We start from the raw sequence: 20801 nt of genomic DNA on the forward strand, positions 1-20801 counted from the left end.
AGTTTTAAGGTTCATTGACTGTTACCATCCATGCATTCACAACAGGTCGCTCCTGTCCGTCAGAAGGCCGGTTCCGTATTTGGAATATGTCTGCTATCGGGTGTCGTATAAGCATTTGGGTAGAACCGCCACCATCCAGGTTCACAGCCCAGGAGCATCCCAATGCTTTCATTATCGAACCCATTTCCGGATAAGTAAGTCCGTAAGAGTAGAATTCCACACGTCCGTCAACCACCATGAAGTAGACATGACCGTCATCCGAATATCCAAGACAGGTACGCGGGTCGATACCCGGATAAGTTGCACCGGATATTTCCCCGTCGCGCAGCACGATAACTCCGCTTCCGGTCACTTCTTTGAGGTTGTATTGCATACCCCGATATTCCACAGAATCGGCAATAACCATCTTATTATCTTTTGTCAACGCGATAAAACTTAAAGCTTGTTGAGGAAGTGACTCCTTAAAAATGAATGAGTTTTTTAAGATCACTCCGTTACGGTGAATGGGGCCTCTGATATCCATTGTGCTGACATCCCAAAAATCAGCATTAATCATGGCGGCTACCCGGTGCCACGGACGGTCGGCATAATCTGCCATCTCCGTCAACGTCTGTCGCTGAAAGTTATTGCGTACATCGGCATCATACGGCATACCTACTTCTAATGAAACTCCCGGTTCATTCAAATCAATATCGATTATAAATATATGCGTGGAGCGACTGTCTGCTTTCTGGAAATGGACATCTGTTTCCGTAACTCCCAATGCGACAACAAAGCTGGTATCAGTATATATGCGTGCCACCGTTTCACTGCCTGCTAATAGTTTCTGACCGATTTTTGTCTGCGGGATAAAGTGTACGTCTTCAATTGTATCGTTCGAACAGCTTAAGAAAGCCAGTGGTAATACAAATGACAGAATCTGCATGTATTTTAATAAGTTCATCATTTTCATCGTTTTAGTTAGCCCAATATGAATTTTGATTTAAAAGTTTATTGAGAGACCTCTCTTTCGCAGGAATAGGTAATCTGTTGTACTTACGCTCAAAGCCGAGATCACTTTCCAACCGGTTGAGGCGGACAAGGTCGAACCAGCGGAACCCTTCTGCCAGTAATTCCGTATGTCTTTCATTTAGAATTGCATCTATGAAGTCTTCTTCCGTAGCGGGATGTACAGAAGGAAGGCCGCGGAAGTTCCGAAGTTCATTCAGACGGGACAGTCCCTTGGAAAGTCCTTGTGCTTCGGCACTAATTAGATACATTTCTCCAAGGCGGGTAATAATGATCGGATCAGTGGTAACCTCTCCGCCGGGATATTTATTTATGACTTCATTTGTTTCCTGCATATCGATGGATATGGCAGTACGTTTATCGTCCGGTTCAAACATATTCATCACTTTCGTAGTCGGTGCATACGTATAACTACCTCCATTGGCGGAAGCCCGTGAATAGAGGGAAGCACTTAAATTTACGCTCGATTCATTGAGCAGATTTACAAATGAGAATATCTCTTCGCGATTTGCTTTTCCACGGAAGATCTGGTCGAAGTCGGCAAGTGAAAAATTGGTATCACCTATCACTTCCTCGGCAAGTTTGGCAGCTTCAGTCAGTTTGCCTTGTGCAAGTTTGGTTCTTGCCATTAAAGCCTTTGCAGCCTGTTTGGAGACGTAATACTTGTCGGAGAAAGTTGGAGCGTAATCTATAGCCACCTGAAAATTCTTTTCTACAAAGCTCCATCCTTCTTCTTCTGTAGATGCTGCGATATCGCCCGAAAAAGGAGCTTCGAGAATGGGTACCTCTCCATAGCGGCTAACCAGGTGATAGTAAATCAGACCACGAAAGAAGCTGGCTACTCCCAATATCTCGTTTCGTGACTGGCTGGCTGCTAATTTGTCAAGTGCGACAATCAGTGAATTCACTTGGTAGAGAGCCGTATAAAATCCATCCCACGGTCCACTGACGAAGCCGCTTTCGGGGGTGACAAGGTCTTTCACTAGCAATACCGGGTCTTTCAATCCTGTGGCCCCGCCACGGACGAGATCTCCGCCGACAATGTCTTGTGTGAGATAGCCGTTGACTGTCGGCTTGTTCTGTATATAAAAGTAAAGCCCGGTAAGCAGTAATTGAGCATCCTCTTCTGTGAGGTTATCGCTGGATACTGCATTATGCGGATATTGGTCCATTTCGTTGCAACTAGTGGCAAATACCAATAATACTGTTAATAACGATATAATAAAATTCTTCATATCTGTTAGAATTTAAGATTGACACCTATTGTAAACGTACGTGGTTGGGACGGATAGAGATAATCATATCCCATGTTGGTTGCAGAGAGGCTTACATTTACTTCCGGGTCCAGATACGGCCACTTCGTCAGGACGAAGAGGTTGTCTGCCTGGAAATATATGCGGAGATTATCAATATGTAGCCGGTTAATCCAACTCTTTGGGAGAGTATATCCGATTGAAGCTGTACGGCAGCGGATATAAGATGCATCATGTAACATTCGGGTATTGACAAATTTGGTCGAGTTCCATGTATAACCGTAAATGGCGCGCGGATTCTTGTTTGTACTACCCGGTCCGGTCCAACGGGATTCTGCTGACGATTTCAGGATCGGCCATGTGCCGTTGCCCATTCGTAAACCTCCGGTCCACAGTTCATAAAGCTTGTTGTCAGATGAGAATGTAAAGAACATGCTCAAATCAAAACCTTTGTACTTGAATGTATTATTGAAACCACCGGTGAATTTCGGATTAGCGGAGCCGACAAACTGCTTGTCGTTTTCGTCTATGACATCATTACCATCTACATCTTCGTAAATACAGTCGCCCGCTCTTACTCCTTGGTCGTAAATCTTGGCGGGAATCTCATCATCCGATTGATAGATACCTTTCCATTTAATCATATAAAAAGAACCTATCGGTTCGCCGACTTTGAGGGCATGCATAGAACTAGTTGTCAATATCTCGTTATTATCGAGAAGAGCGGTCAGTTTGTTTCTGATAAAGGAGATGTTGAAATCCGAATGCCATGAGAACGAGCCTTTGCCAAGGTTGGCTCCCAGTGTAAATTCAAGTCCTTTATTACGCATTGATCCGATATTGCATACCTGACTAGTATAACCTGACGTAGCGGGAGTCGGTTTCTGGTAAAGTAAATCCTTGGTATCTTTGATGAATGCATCTGCTGTGAATGTGATTGCACCTCTGAAAAAAGAAAGATCCACTCCGATGTCACCTTGTTGGGCTTTTTCCCATTTAAGGTCGCGGTTACCTGCAGTAGTCAGTCCTAAGCCATTCTCACCATTATAGTTGTACCCTCCACCGGCTAATGCTTGATAGGCATAGGAACCGATTCCTCCCTGATTTCCGGTGCAACCCCAGCTTGCGCGGAGCTTTACATCGGTTTGTGGAAATTTCCACCAGGATTCTTCTCCGAGATTCCAACCCGCACTGACAGATGGAAAATATCCGTAGCGATTGTTGGATATAAATTTGGAAGAACCATCAGCGCGCATTGTTCCTGTTAGTAAATAGCGGTTCTTGTAGTTCAGACTTAAACGGCCGAAGAATGACTGTAACAAGAATGAAGAAAGTCCTGTACTTACATCTGAAAACTCGGCGGCAACAGAGTTGACATCAAAAGAAGGAGAGGGGAATCCAATACCCGTTTGGGCAGCCGAAGAAGTTACGTCCTTTTGTATGGAGTGTCCCAGCATCACGTCCAGAGAGAAATCTTCTGCAAAAGAGTGCTTATAAGTGAGGACATTTTCCCATAACGTACTCGCATAGGATTTCCGTCCGTCAATCAGTTTTCCCACTTTATTGCCATAAGGGTGGTCAGCACTGTAATAAATATGCTCTTCCGTATAATTGAAATCTTCTCCGAGTGTAGTTTTGAAGTTTAAGTCTTTCGTAATGTTGAACAGCATATAGAGTGACCCCAAGGCACGATAGTTGTCGATATATACATCTTCTTCGTTAAGTGCCTGTATCGGGTTATGGTTGGCCAGTTCCTGTCCTCCGACAGCATATTCCCCATCGGGACGATAAGGAGAATCCCAAGGGCGTTGTTCGATGGCACGGGTGATAACACTGGTTCCTATGTTATAACCGGTAGGGACACGGTTATTGCGCGAATAACTTAAATTCAGGGAAGTTCCTACTTTGAGCCACTTTTTGATTTCTGTGTCCAGATTAACCTTCAGATTGTAACGTTTAAGCAGATTATTGATAATCACACCTTCGTTGTGTTTGTAATTGGCGGACAGATAATAGTTCGTTTTGTCCGTTCCGCCTGACACAGACGCGGTAGTCGTGTAGGTAACAGCCGTACGGAGCACCAGATCAAGCCAGTTTGTCTGCGCCTTTCCCGGTGCGGGGTTATCGATACGTGCCTGGGTACTGTTGGTTTGCAGGTTATAGTTGTCGATAGCTTCATTCAGCACTTCCAGAAACAGATCAGTGTCGGCCATGTCCAGTTTGTCTGTTCTGGTCAAATTGGAGAAACTGACATTCGTGTCAATACTCACTTTCGCCTGTCCTTTGCTTCCTTTTTTGGTTGTTATCAAGATAACGCCATTCGTCGCACGCGAGCCGTAAATAGCAGCAGAAGCCGCATCTTTTAAAATCTGTATGGATTCCACATCGGAAGGATTGAAATCATTCAGACCATTCATCGATTGTGCACCCCAAGCACCGGTATCTCCTGACGTATTGTTGATTGGTACTCCGTCGATTACATACAACGGTTCGTTACCTGCGGTAATTGAACCGATTCCACGAATGCTCACCCGGTTTTTACTTCCCGGCACACCGGATGCTGACGTAATATTCACTCCGGATACGCGTCCCTGTAACAATTCGTCGACACCTAGCACTTGGCGGACATTGACTTCTCCCGGTTTGTAAGTTCCAATGGAAGACGTGACATCTCGTTTGGTTTTGGAACCATATCCGATGACGATTACTTCATCCATGACGTGTGCATCCTCTTCCAATGCTATCCTGACTGTTGGTGAGGCACCGATACGGACAGATTTCTTTTTGTATCCGATGTAGGATATATCCAGCGGTTTGGATGGGTCTGCCGTAACGGTGAAGTTTCCGTCAACATCTGTAATTGTTCCGATTCCACCTTCCTGTATGACATTGGCTCCGATAATCGGCTCACCTCTTCCGTCTGTTACGGTACCTTTGATCGTTTTCTTTTCGCTTTTTTTCTGTTGCTGTACTTCTTTTTTCACTAATACAATAGTGTTGTTATTAAGCGAATAAGAAACATTCAAAGGAGTGAACACTTGCGACAGGACCTGGTCGAGAGGCTTGTTTTTACAATTGACGGTCACTTTCGCCTGGTCGTTGAGGACATTGTTCCGATAAACGAATGTATACCGGGTTTGCTTCTCGATCTCCTTTATAAATGTTTTCACCGTACCATTATTGATGTTTACCGACACATTTCCTTTTTGTGCCGATACTCCTGCGGGTAATAAAACTAACGCAACAAGTAAAATGGTAAAGTTTCTAAAAATAAGGAGATTCTGCCTCCTCTTTCTAAAGGAAAAAATTAACTTTGTGTAATTCATAGTTGATACTATTTTTCATGTTTAATGGATTAATTTTATCGACTTACATACAACCAAAGGATTGGGCGATTCTTTGGTTGTTTCTTTATATAATTACTAACTGTTCTTCATAGGCTCCTTTCTTTCAGATGGTTAATAAATAGTGATTTTATCTTTATGTATCTCGTATTTGAACTTATATTGCAGGCTCAATGAATGAATCACATTCTGTATGTTTTCGTGGCGGAAAGAGCCGGATAATAAATCCTGTCCGATTTGGGGGCATCTTAGCTCGATCTCTACTCCATACCATCTCTCTATCTCCTCAATGACATCTATCAAAGGTTCGGAGTCGAATATCAAATAGTCGTCGCACCAGCCGGTTTCCACATGAACGTCAGCTTGGGTTATTTTGAGTGCATTGTTGATACTGGAGTAGGTCGCTTTCTCGCCGGGAGTAAGAATATACTCTTGTGGAAGGGAGCCGCCTGATATTTTAATCTGTCCGGTGAGCAGGGATGTTTCAACAACGCCTTTTTTATAAGTATTTACATTGAAACTAGTTCCTACTACCTCGATTTGCAGGCCGTTGGCTATCACTCTGAAAGGACAGTCGGGATTCTTTGCCACATCAAAAAAGGCTTCTCCCGACAGTTGTACCAATCGTTGTTTGGAGCTGTTTACATCGTACGTGATAGTGGTGGCACCATTCAGTTGCACTTTTGTTCCATCTGGTAATATGATTTCCGATTTACTGCCCGATTTTACATTGGCAGTTATCATTTGTTGTGTTTCCGGGGTATTCAATAAAGAATAAACGCTGAGAGAAGAAGTCACAAGCAGGGCGATTACAGCAGCATATTTGGTAATCTGTATCCAACGCCGTCTCCAGATAATCTGATGCATTTCTTTTCGTATCTGTTTTTTCATCATGGGAGGCATCCCGATTTCCGTCGTAGCATCCTTTTCCATATCTATCATGACATTCCAGAGTTCCTCATCCGGAATGTGATTGAGTTCTTCCTTGAACTGCCCGAAGTCTGTAGGAGAAACTCCTTTTTCAAGGTACTGACGGTATAAATCTTTAAATAGTGCTTTCATATTTATGGGTGTTTCTATTGGTTATACGTGAATGAAATAGGGGAGTACTATGATTTCTTTATGTTCTATAACATAAAATTAGGAAATGTGAAATAACCTGTTAGGTGGTATCTTGACTTGATGGGATAAAGAAACTACTTCTGACAGCCGTTATAAAGAATACTATTACAGGAAGAAAATAAAGAGAATATTATATTTCATCATTTCGCTGCGAAGAATCTTCAGGGCGGAAGTCAGATAGTTTTTCACCGTTTGTTCGGAGAGATCCAGTTGTTCGGCTATTTGCTTGATGGGGATATGTTTCTCCCTGCTTAATTCATAAATCTCGTGTTCCCGTTGTGACAGAACTTTCTTCGATTGTTGAAGTTGTTGCAGGAATTCGTCGTACAATAAGATGTCTTCCGGCGATACGTCAGTTGCCTGGTTCTCGCAGTACTCCATAAAATCCTCGAATTGCAGTTCGTTGACCTGTTTGCGGAAATAATCGATTACCTGATGTTTGGCGATGGTGAAGATGAAAGCCTGCAGATTGCCGAAGCTATTCAACTGGTTACGGTTATCCCACAGGCGTAAAAAGGTATCCTGAACAATATCCTGTGTCAGGGAACGATTTTTTAGTTGTTTAAGAACAAAGCTGTAAAGTCGGTCGGCATAGGCTTCATAAATCTGTGTAAAAGCCTGGTAGGAGCCGTTGCGTAGTTCTTTTATGCACTGTATTTCGTCTATTTTCATCCTTTTTGCAATAGAAGTAGGTCGGGCAAATGTACTGAAATAATTTAGAAATAGACAAATCTATGTGAATAAATAAAGAGAAACCGATGTCCGGTAGTTGGCAGATGAATTTTATTTTGCAATCATATTACAATCATATATTGAGCTTTATTGTACCGTCTCTTGCTTTCCGCTAATTAATTTTGTATCTTTACTGTTTTTTACCCTTGCAAAGATAGGTGGTCACCTTATGCAGTGATAAATATCACCTTATAAGGTGACATTAAGCTGTTTACAAAGTGACTATTGTCCCGTTACAACCGGACAACTACCCGAGTGCATAAACAATGATAAATCTCTGCACTGAAAAGTCTTAAATATAACAATAAGATTATGGCCTTTTACAATTTAAAGAAGAAACCTGCCTTGACTACTAAGGAAGGAGAAACGGAAACAATGTATGCCGACATTGTCTACAGTGGAACGATTCCGGCAGAACGATTGATCCGTGGTGTTGCTAAGAGAACCGGATTTAAAGAAGGAGTGATAGAAGGTATCCTGATGGAACTGAAAGACGATGTATTGCAATATCTGGGTGAAGGATACCGCGTCGAATTGGGAGAGTTCGGTTTCTTTTCAGCCAAAGTGAAAGCTTCCCGATTGGTAGCAAATAAGAATGATCTTCGTTCTGAATCCGTAGCTTTCAACGGGGTGAATTTCCGTGCTTCCAAGAGTATGCGTGTAGGTATTCGCGGAGATTTGGAGCGTAGAAAGTGTGTTGATTTCAACACTTCGCGTAAGTGGGACAGAGACAATCTGAAGAAACTTGTCCTGCAATATATCGGAGAGCATGGTTTCATCACAAGAACTACTTATACGCAACTTACCGGGCGTTTGAAGAATACTGCATTGGACGATCTTAAATCTTTTGCAGTCGAAGGCATTATCAAGCGGGAGGGACGGGGTAATCAGATGCATTTTATAGCACCGCCACGAAAGGAACCGGATGGCGAGTAGTGAACTCTGATTGGATATGTTTAACTTGCGTTCGTATGTTTAAAACATACTGTTATCGTCCATCATTAAATGATATTATGGCTAGAAATTTGTATCTTAGCGCCCATGTTGGGTTGCTAATCCGGTAACCGTGTATGTTTGTTTTTATAATACTTCTAAAATAAAAAAACGATGTTTCAGAAACTTGTAGCTATAGAGCCGGTCAGTCTGGTTCCGTCGGCCGAAAAAACGTTGTATTCATTTGCCGGTCAGGTGGTGATGTATCCTGATATACCTGCGAATGATGATGAAATCATTGCCCGTATCGGAGATGCTGATGCGGTGCTTTTGAGTTATACCTCCCGTATCAACCGGTATGTACTCGAGTGTTGTCCGAATGTGAAATACATTGGAATGTGTTGTTCACTCTATTCTCCCGAAAGTGCCAATGTCGATATTCGCTATGCTAATGAACGGGGTATCACGGTGACAGGTATTCGGGATTATGGTGACGAGGGAGTAGTGGAATATGTAGTCAGTGAGTTGGTGCGCTGTTTGCACGGCTTTGGGCAGGAATCGTGGGAGGAGTTGCCTCGTGAGATCACCGGATTGAAAGTCGGAATAGTCGGACTGGGTAAGTCGGGCGGCATGATAGCGGACGCTTTGAAGTTCTTTGGTGCTGATATTTCATATTATGCCCGCAGTGAGAAAGAAGCAGCTACTGCCAAAGGATATCGCTTTTTGTCATTGGGGAAACTCCTTGCAGAGAGTGAAGTCATTTGTTGTTGCCTTAATAAAAATACGATTCTGTTGCACGAAGAGGAATTTAAGCAGATGGGTAACCGGAAGATCTTATTCAATACCGGTTTGTCGCCGGCATGGGATGAGGCTGCTTTTACTGAATGGCTGGAAGGTGATAACCTTTGCTTTTGTGACACGATAGGTGCATTGGGGGGTGAGCAACTTCTCGATCATCCGCATGTACGTTGTATGCAGGTGTCTACTGGCCGCACGCGTCAGGCGTTTGACCGCCTGAGCACAAAAGTGTTGGCCAATCTGTCAGAATACAATGGGTGAAGCGATATTAATCAGGGTGCTCACTACTGACCACCCTGCAATATCCGATGTGGCACTATAAATGTCTACTACGGCATGCACCTGGTCGTTTTTGATTTCTACTCTTTGCGTATCTCCCACAAATCCGGGAGTAGACTGTATGGATACCTGCATGTTCTCCGGACCGACAGAAGCTCGTGAGGCGGCAACTGTAACATTCACTTTGGTTGGAAAGAGGCGAATAGCTTCCGCAGCACTACCGGAGAAAACAGTACGTTGCTCCGTTTGCAAGGAATCATCATAAACGGGAGTTCCTTTGAGTCCATTAGGACCTTTTTCATTGAAGAAGCGGGCCGTCGTATTTCCCATCAGAGAGGCAGTTCTTAAAACATCGAATCCACCGGTAGCTCCGGATGCAATATAGACCCGTGTACCATTTGCTCTGGCGGTTTCTGTCACTTCCTGATAGAATGTCTCGTCTGCCAAAGCACCGATAGACAAGGTAATGACAGAGGTTCCGTTTCTCAATGCCGGCAAAGCCAATTCCCGCATAGCGGCAGGAGAGGCCGATTCCACCAGATAATCTGGTTTTAATGCCAATAACTCTTCCAATGTGGCGCAAGCAATGCAAGGCTTGCCATGTTGCTGCATTTTATGAACGATGTGCGCTGCTTTTGAAGCTGTACGCGAATAGACACCTACCAAGTCATAATCTGGTAATAAGCCTTTGACAACTGCATCCGCAACGATTTCTGCAAGTCGTCCACATCCTACAATGACTAACTTTTTCATGCAACAAAGATAATACTTTTATTGGTAAGAGCTTCGGTTGGTAATATGGTATTTATTTTCATCAGGTATGTATCCGGGAATGGATTTGTCTGATAGAGTAAGACTCATTTTTATTAATGATAATGTAACACATACCCTGTCTGGCTCCTGTTTTTTCCTTATAATAGACTGTTTGTTCCTTTAATTTATGAACTATTTATAGTTAGGTTACAAAGATTTTCTATACATTTGTCCGGTTAATCTCTATCATCTCATACTCACTAAAGTCTATCCGCCTAATGAAAAAGAACTGTCTACTCTGCTTTTTGCTCTTCTTTTCCTGCCATTCAGCTTTTGCTGGTGAAAGCTTGGATTCATTGTTGAATGTGCTTGATAAAACGATTAAGGAAGCCGATACTTATGTGCAAATTAAAGAGAACAAACTCCATGAGCTGAAAAAAAAAGCACGAAAGACATCTCCCTTTTCTGTAGAACGCTATAATTTGAATAATGATATTTATCTTGAATATAAAGCATATAGTTCCGATTCCGCACTCCATTATCTGAATGAAAATATGCTGTTGGCCCGCCAATTGAATGACAAAGAGAGGGAACTTAAAATTCAATTGGAGCTATCCTATCTGTTATCCTCCATTGGAATGTATATGGAAGCAGCAGATATACTTAACTTGATTGATCGTCAGACACTGCCATCGTCTCTTTTGGGATATTACTATACTTGCTACGAGCATGTATATTTCGAAGCAGGAGCGGCACAACCCCGTTATAAGATGTTTGCTTCCCGTTATGCTAAATTGAGCCATGCATACCGTGATTCCATGCAGGTTACTTTAGATCCATCTTCGGCTACATATCTGTGGTTGCGTGAGACGCAACTAAGAGAAGCCGGAAAATATGATGAGGCTCTTGAGTTCAGTGACCGTCGGCTTGCGGAGGCTTCTTTTGGTACCCCTCAATATGCATTAGTGGCCTATCAGCGTTTCCGCCTTTTTGAGAGCATGGGCAAGAAAGACGAGCATTTGTATTATTTGGTACTTTCAGCTATATCAGATGTACGTTCCGCCATTAAGGAGCAATCTTCTTTAATGGTACTGGCACAGGAACTGAATAGCAAAGGAGATTTGAAACGTGCCTATGACTATATCAATTTCTCATGGGAAATATCACAATTCTATAAAACGCGGTTGCGGAGCTGGATGAATATCACTCCGCTTTCCATGATTAACGGGAATTATCAGGATATTATCAAGCAACAGAATCGGGAATTACTGATCTATATTACGTGCGTAGCCTTGTTGGCGTTGTTATTGGTGATTGCATTAATCTATATCTACCGACAGATGAAGGCCCTTTCCATCGCCAAAAAAGGACTGCAGGAAGTAAACGAACGGCTCTTCTCGTTAAATGAAGAACTCGAGGAAGTGAACTGTCATCTTCGTTCTACCAATCTGGAACTTTCCGAGTCCAATCTTATTAAAGAAGCCTATATTGCCCGTTTCTTCAAATTGTGCTCTGTATATGTAGACCGTTTGCAAGCGTACAGAAAGTTGGTAAATAAGAAACTGCAACGCGGACAAGTGGCAGAATTACTCAAAATGACACATCTTAGTAATGACATTGTAACCGTTGAAGTACAAGAATTATATGCGAACTTTGATTCCGCTTTCCTGCATCTCTTTCCTAATTTCGTGGAATCTCTTAATGCCTTATTATTACCGGAAGAACAAATCGTATTGAAACCGGATGAATTACTGAACACCGAACTGCGTATTTTTGCTTTGATACGTTTAGGAATAAAAGACAGTTCTCAGATTGCAGAACTTCTGCATTACTCGGTGAATACGATCTATAATTATCGTTCAAGAGTGAAGACCAAAGCACGTGTTTCACGAGATGATTTTGAAGATTTGGTGGCAAAAATCCGTTAATAAAATCTGTGCCGAATCTACCTTTTAATGTGAGCTTGTTAAGTCTTAATGTGTTTATTATCAGGTAGTTATTTCTTTGAGTGGATTGTATATTTCCACTTATATTCCCTTTGCTATTTTTTATCGGGGCATTTCCCTCTATTTTTGTCATAACCGAACGGAACGAACTGATTCCGTCTTCGGGAGTTCCTTTTTTTATTAACTAACCTTTATAGAAATACAAATGAAAAATGAATTATTGCATTTTTTTGTTCCGGAAAAAGGAAGAAGAACAAAACGCCAGCCTATAAGCTGGTTATGCTGTTGGGCTATTCTACTGGGAATGGTTTGCAACGCTTGCTCTGACGACGATCCTGTGAAAAAGAATCCTTACCTGCAAGTAAGTACTCGTGCCATGCTGAAAGAGGTGGTAGAGGTCAAATTCAACAACATTGATGGAAATACCGATATTACTGTCGATTTTGGTGACGGGACGGTCAAGGAGGGGAAAGCTGCCACCCCTATCACTTATGCCTATACCCAAAGTGGTGACTACACGTTACACGTTACGGCAGGTCAGTATGAGGTGCAGAAGAGAATCCGTATCTATAATCTGTTGTCGTTGACGGAGGCGATGAAGCAATTCAGAGAGCCGGACAATAAAAAAGTATGGGTTATGACACACCGGGCACATACGTCCGACAGGACTGTTCCCGAGAATTCTGTTTCTTCCGTAGAGGATGCCATTGATTCAGGAGCTGAAGTGATCGAGTGCGATACTCATGTGACAAGTGACGGAGTGGTAGTGGTTTGCCATGACCAGACGATCAATGCTACAACAAATGGTACGGGTGACATTACGAAAATGACCTATGCGGAAATACAGAAGTACAACCTGAAAGACCGGAATGGCCGGGTGACCGATGAAAAGATGCCTACTCTGGAAGAGTTTCTGAAAGCAGGACGCGGTAGAATCTATTACAATCTTGACTACTCTCCGCGTACAGCTACTTCGCAACAAGTGGTGGATATCGTGATGAAACTGGATATGATGGAATCTGTATTCTTCTACTGTAACAGTGCGCAGAAAGCGGAAGAAGTATTGGGTATTACTCCCAAGGCACATGTGTATACATGGACAGGAAGTCATAAACCGATGATAGGATTACCGGGTAACTACTTCGTGCAATACAGCTACCTGACGAATGGGAAAAGCACTCCTTTGGGAAGTTCAATCAATGATGGAATGCTTGCTACGGTGAATATGCTTCCTGCCAGTGGCAGTAGTGTGTCCGAATGGACGTTGAACGAGACTTATCTGGACGAACTCTTGCAAATCTATCCGATGGTATGTATGATACAAACGGATTTACCGGACTTGTTGATTCCGGCATTACAGGCAAGAGGGCTTCGTTAACTTTATCATCTAATATAAAAATCATCTATTTATGAGAAATATTTATTGTAGAACGTGTACCTGTCTGTTAGGTATATTGCTGATGCTGTTTTCCGGCATCCAGGCAAGAGGAGCTTCCTGGGAAGTGCAGCAGGAACGTAAAATATCCGGTACGGTGATCGATGAAAAGGGGGAACCTGTCATCGGAGCTTCGGTGGTAGTTATAGAGACAAAACAAGGCACCATTACCAATATCGACGGTAAATTCCAGGTGAATACCCCGCAGAACGGACATTTAAAAGTCTCTTATATCGGTTATGAAACACAAGAAGTGGCTGTCAAAGACCGGCAATTACTGAAAATCGTGTTGAAAGAAGAATCCACTGCTTTGAATGAAGTGGTAGTGGTGGGTTATGGTACGATGAAACGGAAAGAAATGACCTCGGCTATTTCGCATGTCGGTGCGAAAGACCTGAATCAAATCTCCAGTCTTGATGCTTCCATGCTGTTGCAGGGAAAAGTATCCAGTGTGTCTGTTTCCAATACGGCTTTGGCCGATCCGAACAGTACGGGAAGTATCCAGATTCGTGGTATATCTTCGCGTAATGCCGGGCTGGGTCCGTTGATTGTTGTAGACGGAGTGCCGGGAGGGGATATGACAAATATCAATCCTGCCGATATTGAATCGATCGATGTGTTGAAAGACGGTGCCGCTTCCGCTATTTATGGTACACGCGGTAGCAATGGTGTAATCCTTGTGAATCTGAAAAAAGGAACCCGTGACGGGGAAGTGCATACTACTTACAGTGCTGCTGTCACTTTCAATAAAGCAAAGAAAGAGCTGGACATCATGAATGCGGAGGAATATCGTGCTTATCGTACGGTGTCTAATCCACTTTCCGATATGGGAGCTAGTACAGACTGGTTTGATGCCGTTACCCGTTTGGGAGTGACACACATGCACACGTTAACCTTCTCCGGAGGTAATGCGAGGACCAATTATCGTGTGACAGCTGATTATCGTAAAGCGCAGGGAATCGACTTGCGTTCCGACCGTCGGGAATATGGTGCACGTGCCACTATCAGTCACACAACGAAAGATGGCCTGTTTACGTTTGCTGCCAACATGACTCCCCGTGTCATCGACCGGAACAAATCAGCCAGTGTGTATGGTAGCGTTATTAAGAATAATCCGACGATGCCGGTTTATGATCCCGAATCAGCTAATGGGTACTATCGTTTTCCGTCCGGAGGAGATAGCTCGAATATTGTTGAACAATTGAACGAGGAAGAAAATGGTACGGAGATTAAATTGCTGGAATGGAATGCTACTGCTGCCGTTAATTTGCTGCCGTTGTTTAATCCTACAAATCCGAACATGGTCTTGAAATCACAGGTTACCATTTCCCAGTATCAGGTGGATAAGTTCAACGGATGGTTCACACCATCTACTTACGGTCCTAATGTGAATTCGGGCGTTACAGGAAAAGCAAGCCGTGATTTTGATAAAAGTACTAATAACAATCTGGAATGGGTGACTAACTTCTCTACACGTATTAAGGATCACCAAATCCGTACAATGGTGGGTTATAGTTATAATTACGGTGTAAGTTCGGGAATGGGAGCCGAGAACTGGGATTTCTCTTCCGATGGATTGACGTATAATAATCTGGGCTCCGGTCTGGAAGCAGCCAAAGAAGGGAAAACCATGATGAGTTCTTATAAGAATGACCATAAACTAATCAGTTTCTTCGGACGTGTCAATTATGACTGGAAAGAGCGCTACCTGTTTACTTTCTCTTTACGTCACGAGGGCTCTTCCCGTTTCGGTGAGAATCATAAATGGGGTAATTTCCCGGCTGTGTCTGTCGGCTGGCGTATCTCGGATGAAAAATTTATGAAAGGACTTTCATGGATTGACGATTTGAAAGTGCGTTATGACTATGGTGTAACCGGTAATCAGGAAATAGGTAACTACCAGTCTTTGGCTACTTATAAGGCTTATGGCTGGTATCAGTATGGGGGTAACAACTTCCATGTTTGGGGACCGAGTAAGAATGTCAATTCGGAACTTCGTTGGGAGAAGGGACACAACCAGAACATCGGTTTGGACTTCTCGCTTTTCAAACACAAAGTGACCGGTTCATTTAACTATTTCCACCGTAAACAAAGCGATTTGCTCGGTAGCTATTCCGTATCGGTTCCGCCCAATTTGTTCTCTACCATCTATGCCAATGTAGGTACATTGCGCAATACCGGTTTCGAGCTTGATATAACTGTCAATGCTGTTCGGACAAAAGACTTTACTTATAGTTTCACATTAGTAGGTGCTACCAATAATAACAAGTTTGTCAGTTTCTCCAATGATGTGTACAAGGGACAGAAATATTACTCCACCTGTAACATGGCAAACCCCAATAATCCGGGATATTTGCAGCGGATTGAAGAGGGAGAGCGTATCGGTAACTACTTCACATACCGTTATGCGGGAGTGGATAAAAAGGGTGACTGGTTGATTTATGACAAGAAGGGAAATGTAATCCCTGTATCCCAGGGTACGGAAGAAGACAAAGCAGTGACCGGAAACGGTTTGCCGAAATTCACCGGTTCTATGACGCATAATTTCACTTATAAGAACTTCGATTTGACTGTTGCTCTTCGCGGTGCTGCCGGATTTGACATTTTTAACGTGCACGATTTCTATTTCGGATTACAGAGTATGAGTACCAATCAGTTGACCACCGCTTATTCGAAGAATGCACATATCACAACAGGTAAGAATGTGATTACCGACTATTTCATCGAGCCGGGTGATTACCTGAAGATAGACAACATTACTTTAGGATATACAATGAACCTGAATAAGAAGTACATCGAAAAGATACGCTTGTTCGGTACAGCTAACAATCTTTATACGTTTACGAAATTTACAGGTGTAGATCCTTCTACATACGAAGTGAATGGACTGACACCGGGTACTTTCGGAGGAGGATACAACTATTATCCATCTGCTTTCCAGTTTATTTTAGGTTTACAAGTAAGTTTTTAAAAGAAAAACAATTATGAGAATAACAAAATATATTATAGGATTGGGTATGATGGCAGGTACAGTGTTAGGCCTACCGTCTTGTACTGATCTGTCGGAAACGGTGTATGACCAGGTGATGTCCAAGAACTATTATAACACGAAACAGGATGTTATCAATGCTGTCTTCCGTCCTTTTGAACACATGTACTGCTGTATCTGGATACGTCATGAGAATGAAGAACTACCGGCGGACCAGCTGATTACTCCTACTCGTGGTACTTGGTGGTACGATGGAGGACTGTGGGAAATGTATCATCGTCATCAATATGACGATATTAATCAAGGGGACTGGTTGAGTGAATGGGACAACTTTTATGTAGGCATTGGTCAATGCAATATGGTATTGGATGACTTGGCACAGTTGAACCCGTCTAATTTTGGTTTAAGCGACAGTGAATTTGAAAGTTTTAAAGCGCAGCTACGTTGTATGCGTGCCTGGGGCTATCTTCGTCTGTTGAATACACATCGCAACTGCATTCTAACGACCACGTCGGATCAGGCAGTGAACGAACTGCCGGAAAACCGGAAACAAGTTTCTCCGCAGGTGATGTTCGATTTCATCGAGAGTGAATTGAAAGACTACTGTCTGACAGCTTTACCTTCCAAGAGTGGACAATCTGGAAATGGTAGCCAGCAGGGACAGTTCACGAAAGCTGCTGCGGCATCCTTATTGGTGCGTCTCTATCTGAATGCAGAGGTATGGATCGGCCAGGCTAAATGGCAGGAGTGCATTGATATGTGTAAACGTATCATAGGAGGAGAGTTCGGATATTATGCGATTGCGGATAACTGGTATGAACCTTTCGACTGGAACAATGAAATGTGTAATGAGGTGATCTTCGGTTTTCCTGGTTCTTATGGGCTGACCAGCTGGCATCTGCAAAATGACAGAAGGACAGTTTACGGACGTGGTTTACCTTATGGTAGTGCGTATTACCTGAAAATAGAAGGAAACGGTGAACGGAATCCGAAATACGCGCTTTCACCGAGCTATGACAATCAACAGCCACGAGAACTGTTCGACTATGGATTAGGAATGGTTACCCAAAAGTTTGCTAAATATCAGGGGGACATACGTTATAAGCAATATGTGAACACTGGTAACAATACTCGCGAAGGTATGTTCTTCCTCGAAGGTAAGATTGCCAACTCCGCTGTCAGCGGAGGATATGCCAAGAATCCGGATAATCAATATGTGATTTATTTACGTGATCAGGTCGGACGATTCGAAGGGAATGCAGAGTCTGGTTATATCTCCAATCCGGCTTATAAGGAATCTAAATTGGGTAATGGGGACTTCAACTCTGGACTTTACTGCGTGAAATATCCTTTCTATCCGTTTACCGGAGGTTATTATATTGAGTCTGACTATACAGAGATTCGTTTGGCAGAGATTATTTATTCTCAAGCTGAAGCTCTTCTTCGCCTCGGACAGGCGGGTGAGGCTGGTAAATTGCTGAACAGCGTGCGTAAGCGCAACTATGAAAACTTTACAGCGAATATCGCTTACCAGCCGGAAGGGAACGTGGTGCTCGATCTGAAAGAAATGCTAGATGAGTGGGGACGGGAGTTTCTGGCGGAAAGCCGTCGTCGTACAGATTTGATTCGTTTCGGCAGGTATCAGGAGGCATGGTGGGACAAACCAAGGGATGCAGACAATCATTATGAGCTGTTCCCCTTGTCGCAGACACAGCTGGAACAGAATGAATATCTGAAACAGAATCCCGGTTATCCGGATATTTCCCGGTGAAATCGGTGAATTTGCGATTATTCTTATCTAATGTACAAGTTAAAAAAGAAAGAAAATGAAAAATAGATTATTCATAATATCGAAGATATGTATGCTGGCTTTCATGATTCTGTTGGCACAGGGATGCCAGGAAGATTATGAGATGATAGACCCACCTATGATGACGGATTACGATGACGATCTGGACGAAGAAGTGATTATGCAGAAAGGATTGGAGAGTTACTTTGTGACTCAATTCGGTGAAGGTGAGATGGATGGCAGTTCTTGGGAACAGGCACTGGATGCGGCTGGCTTCCGTAAGTTGTTGAGCGGTTCAATCGATCTCTCCAAGAGTACGATTTATATGAGTCAGGGGAAATATATAATGTCCGAAGAGAGTGGGCTTGGTGTAATCGTTCGCAAGGATGTCAAAGCGATTAAGGGCGGATATAGTCAGTTTAGTGAAGGGACGGATGTTTCGGCACGTGATATAGATGCGTATGTGACAGTCATCAGTGGTGATGTGAACGGAAATAAGCAGGCGGATGCCGGTGATTGTGGTTTGTTGCTTGTCAAGAAAGGGTATATAGCTATTGAAGGGGTTACTTTTCAGTATGGATATGTATCTGAAGCAGATGCCAGTGCTACCGAATGTGGTAGTGGAATTTATGTGAGTGGCAGTGCCAGTGATACTTCTATTGAGTTGACCGATTGCGTGATTAGAGATTGTAAGTCGGGAGTAACGACTTCTGCCAAGCAGGGTGGTCCGGCTGTTTTTGTCTTGTCGGGACAGGTACGTTTGAATAAGGTAAGCTTGTTGGACAATACGGCTGCAGGTCGTGGAGGAGCTGTTCGTTGTAGTAGCAAGACGGCGGTGGTATTTATGAATGGCTGTCTGCTGAAAGGTAATTCTCATAACGGTTCGTGGGGAAATGGTATTCAGATGTCGGAAGGACATATTTGTATAAACAATACCACGCTGATAGAGAATATGGGGACAGGTGCCGCTTTGAATGGAGGAGGTAGTATACTGCTGACTAATAATACAATCATTGGAAATGCGAATGATAGTCATGGGGCTGTGCGCTGTGAGACGGGAGTTGGCGGTGATACGAAGTTTATTAATAATTTGTTGATTTCAGAAAATCCTTCGGCTCCGAGTTTTAATCTGAATGGTAGTAACTTTGAAGCTTTCTCGAAAGGATATAATGTGTATCAGCGTGTGACGGGGATAACGATGAGTGCATCCGATACGGCTTATCCTAATCAGGTGAACGGTGCGCTGAATGAGGAGGGAGTGTATGTGTGGGATCTCAATCAGATTGGTTCGGTAAAAGGATATGCTACCAGGCAGGCAGTAATAGAAGTTGCGAAAAGCTTTAACCCGGTGGCTTCGCCTATTACTAATTTGGGAGAAGTGTTTGTGGAATGGATCGGTGAAGATGCTTTCGGAATAGACCAGCGGGGAGTGACTCGTAATGCCAATAAGATGCAGGCCGGTGCTTATGATGCTGTTCTGGCCAATTAAACCCTAAAACGACTGTAACATGAAGAAAATATTTTATATAATAGCCTTGGGTGTCGGACTAGCCGGATGCTCAAATAATGAGGATGAATTACTGTCAACGGGTAGTTTTCCCGAAGACCATGTAATCCGTATCATTACAGAAGTAAATGAACCTTTGTCGCGTGCAGGGTATGACGTAACGAATCTGGAACGTTTCGGATTGATGATCCGGAATAGCGAGAATGCTGCTTATAACTATCATAAGCAAATGGTTAGTTCCGGAAATGCCTGGAGTACGTCCGACGGTCAGCAGATGCTTTGGGATGCGGAAAGAACGCCGGTGACGATGATAGCGTATGCGCCTTATATGAGTGAAGCTGCTCCGGATGCCTCTTTGGCAGTCAATGCTCTTACCAATCAGACTACTGAAGAGAATGTGAAGTCCTCCGATTTTTTGTTGATGAAAGCAACAGTCGACCCGGAGCAGGATTTAACTGCGGATGGAAAGCTGAAAATCTCTTTGAGTCATGCCATGAGCAAGCTGCTTATAAAAATCACAGTCAATGGAACGACAGATGCTGCGATGAATAAGTTAGGGGATATGTCTATCAATGGGGCTGTTGTTAATGGCATTTGTGATTTGTCGGCAACGGTTCCGATAGTTGTTCCTGCGCCAGATGCGGTAGTGGCTACTGTGGCTCCCTATAAAGGGACGGAATCTTGCGAATGTATTCTGCCTCCGCAAAAAATAGCAGAGGGCTTCTCTGTGAACTTCAGCTATGATGGAAAGCTGTATATCTGGACTGCAAAGGAAGCCATTGAATTGGAAAAAGGAGTGGAACATACCTTGACGCTCAATGTAAACACAACTGTCCGATTGGCTGCTAAGATGGCAAGAAATTGGGCAACCGGACAACTTATCGACCGGAATTAAAGAAGGAGGAGATAAACA

General features: G+C 43.2%; 14 protein-coding genes. 8 read left to right on the forward strand and 6 right to left on the reverse strand.

Going from position 1 to position 20801, the window contains the following annotated elements; translation table 11 throughout:
* Window positions 1-4: 4 nt before the first annotated feature.
* The 5 genes from DXA54_RS11015 to DXA54_RS11035 form a co-directional block, all read right to left on the reverse strand.
* On the reverse strand, window positions 5-946 hold the full coding sequence (locus DXA54_RS11015; protein WP_229119762.1) for a phosphodiester glycosidase family protein: 942 nt from the start codon (window positions 944-946) through the stop codon (window positions 5-7).
* Between the two features lie 10 nt (window positions 947-956).
* Window positions 957-2243, reverse strand: coding sequence for a RagB/SusD family nutrient uptake outer membrane protein (locus DXA54_RS11020; protein WP_120079470.1), 1287 nt, complete (start codon window positions 2241-2243; stop codon window positions 957-959).
* Between the two features lie 5 nt (window positions 2244-2248).
* Window positions 2249-5587 (reverse strand): TonB-dependent receptor, encoded by a 3339-nt coding sequence (locus DXA54_RS11025; protein ID WP_120079472.1) that lies wholly within the window; start codon window positions 5585-5587, stop codon window positions 2249-2251.
* Window positions 5588-5719: 132 nt separating this feature from the next.
* Window positions 5720-6667, reverse strand: coding sequence for a FecR family protein (locus tag DXA54_RS11030; protein WP_120079474.1), 948 nt, complete (start codon window positions 6665-6667; stop codon window positions 5720-5722).
* 165 nt (window positions 6668-6832) lie between these two features.
* Window positions 6833-7399 carry an RNA polymerase sigma factor gene (locus tag DXA54_RS11035; RefSeq protein WP_004298079.1) on the reverse strand — a complete coding sequence of 189 codons (567 nt, stop codon included), beginning with the start codon at window positions 7397-7399 and terminating at the stop codon, window positions 6833-6835.
* 372 nt (window positions 7400-7771) lie between these two features.
* Here DXA54_RS11035 and DXA54_RS11040 point away from each other — a divergent pair, with 372 nt between their 5' ends.
* Both DXA54_RS11040 and DXA54_RS11045 read left to right on the forward strand, forming a co-directional pair.
* Window positions 7772-8395: an HU family DNA-binding protein gene (locus DXA54_RS11040; protein WP_120079476.1), complete on the forward strand. Its 624-nt coding sequence runs from the start codon at window positions 7772-7774 to the stop codon at window positions 8393-8395.
* Window positions 8396-8566: 171 nt separating this feature from the next.
* Window positions 8567-9451: an NAD(P)-dependent oxidoreductase gene (locus DXA54_RS11045; protein WP_120079478.1), complete on the forward strand. Its 885-nt coding sequence runs from the start codon at window positions 8567-8569 to the stop codon at window positions 9449-9451.
* Here the strand turns inward: DXA54_RS11045 and DXA54_RS11050 are convergent.
* Window positions 9434-10222, reverse strand: coding sequence for an aspartate dehydrogenase domain-containing protein (locus DXA54_RS11050; protein ID WP_008648960.1), 789 nt, complete (start codon window positions 10220-10222; stop codon window positions 9434-9436). The two genes, DXA54_RS11045 and DXA54_RS11050, sit on opposite strands and share 18 nt — an antisense overlap.
* Before the next feature lie 278 nt (window positions 10223-10500).
* Between DXA54_RS11050 and DXA54_RS11055 the strand changes: the two genes are divergently transcribed.
* The 6 genes from DXA54_RS11055 to DXA54_RS11080 all read left to right on the forward strand — a co-directional run bounded on the left by DXA54_RS11055 (window position 10501) and on the right by DXA54_RS11080 (window position 20783).
* A complete protein-coding gene (locus DXA54_RS11055) occupies window positions 10501-12150 on the forward strand; it encodes a DUF6377 domain-containing protein (RefSeq protein ID WP_032852677.1) in 1650 nt (549 codons plus the stop codon).
* A 223-nt stretch (window positions 12151-12373) separates the two neighbouring features.
* Complete coding sequence (locus DXA54_RS11060) at window positions 12374-13546, forward strand: glycerophosphodiester phosphodiesterase family protein (protein WP_032852678.1); 1173 nt, start codon at window positions 12374-12376, stop codon at window positions 13544-13546.
* A gap of 31 nt (window positions 13547-13577) precedes the next feature.
* A complete protein-coding gene (locus tag DXA54_RS11065) occupies window positions 13578-16574 on the forward strand; it encodes a SusC/RagA family TonB-linked outer membrane protein (protein ID WP_032852679.1) in 2997 nt (998 codons plus the stop codon).
* Window positions 16575-16587: 13 nt separating this feature from the next.
* Window positions 16588-18363 carry a RagB/SusD family nutrient uptake outer membrane protein gene (locus DXA54_RS11070; protein ID WP_008648963.1) on the forward strand — a complete coding sequence of 592 codons (1776 nt, stop codon included), beginning with the start codon at window positions 16588-16590 and terminating at the stop codon, window positions 18361-18363.
* A gap of 55 nt (window positions 18364-18418) precedes the next feature.
* Entirely contained in the window at window positions 18419-19870 is a 1452-nt protein-coding gene (locus tag DXA54_RS11075; protein ID WP_032852680.1) for a right-handed parallel beta-helix repeat-containing protein, read from the forward strand.
* Between the two features lie 19 nt (window positions 19871-19889).
* On the forward strand, window positions 19890-20783 hold the full coding sequence (locus tag DXA54_RS11080; RefSeq protein ID WP_008648967.1) for a fimbrillin family protein: 894 nt from the start codon (window positions 19890-19892) through the stop codon (window positions 20781-20783).
* Window positions 20784-20801 lie beyond the last annotated feature (18 nt).

The sequence above is a fragment of the Bacteroides sp. OF03-11BH genome (assembly GCF_003604005.1).
Taxonomy (GTDB): Bacteria; Bacteroidota; Bacteroidia; order Bacteroidales; family Bacteroidaceae; genus Bacteroides; species Bacteroides ovatus.

What these genes read in the sequence shown, in the direction of transcription:
- DXA54_RS11015 (WP_229119762.1), bottom strand. Translation starts at nt 946, where the DNA reads ATGATGAACTTATTAAAATACATGCAGATTCTGTCATTTGTATTACCA.
- DXA54_RS11035 (WP_004298079.1), bottom strand. Translation starts at nt 7,399, where the DNA reads ATGAAAATAGACGAAATACAGTGCATAAAAGAACTACGCAACGGCTCC.
- DXA54_RS11080 (WP_008648967.1), top strand. Translation starts at nt 19,890, where the DNA reads ATGAAGAAAATATTTTATATAATAGCCTTGGGTGTCGGACTAGCCGGA.
- DXA54_RS11030 (WP_120079474.1), bottom strand. Translation starts at nt 6,667, where the DNA reads ATGAAAGCACTATTTAAAGATTTATACCGTCAGTACCTTGAAAAAGGA.
- DXA54_RS11025 (WP_120079472.1), bottom strand. Translation starts at nt 5,587, where the DNA reads ATGAATTACACAAAGTTAATTTTTTCCTTTAGAAAGAGGAGGCAGAAT.
- DXA54_RS11060 (WP_032852678.1), top strand. Translation starts at nt 12,374, where the DNA reads ATGAAAAATGAATTATTGCATTTTTTTGTTCCGGAAAAAGGAAGAAGA.
- DXA54_RS11055 (WP_032852677.1), top strand. Translation starts at nt 10,501, where the DNA reads ATGAAAAAGAACTGTCTACTCTGCTTTTTGCTCTTCTTTTCCTGCCAT.
- DXA54_RS11045 (WP_120079478.1), top strand. Translation starts at nt 8,567, where the DNA reads ATGTTTCAGAAACTTGTAGCTATAGAGCCGGTCAGTCTGGTTCCGTCG.
- DXA54_RS11050 (WP_008648960.1), bottom strand. Translation starts at nt 10,222, where the DNA reads ATGAAAAAGTTAGTCATTGTAGGATGTGGACGACTTGCAGAAATCGTT.
- DXA54_RS11020 (WP_120079470.1), bottom strand. Translation starts at nt 2,243, where the DNA reads ATGAAGAATTTTATTATATCGTTATTAACAGTATTATTGGTATTTGCC.
- DXA54_RS11040 (WP_120079476.1), top strand. Translation starts at nt 7,772, where the DNA reads ATGGCCTTTTACAATTTAAAGAAGAAACCTGCCTTGACTACTAAGGAA.
- DXA54_RS11065 (WP_032852679.1), top strand. Translation starts at nt 13,578, where the DNA reads ATGAGAAATATTTATTGTAGAACGTGTACCTGTCTGTTAGGTATATTG.
- DXA54_RS11070 (WP_008648963.1), top strand. Translation starts at nt 16,588, where the DNA reads ATGAGAATAACAAAATATATTATAGGATTGGGTATGATGGCAGGTACA.
- DXA54_RS11075 (WP_032852680.1), top strand. Translation starts at nt 18,419, where the DNA reads ATGAAAAATAGATTATTCATAATATCGAAGATATGTATGCTGGCTTTC.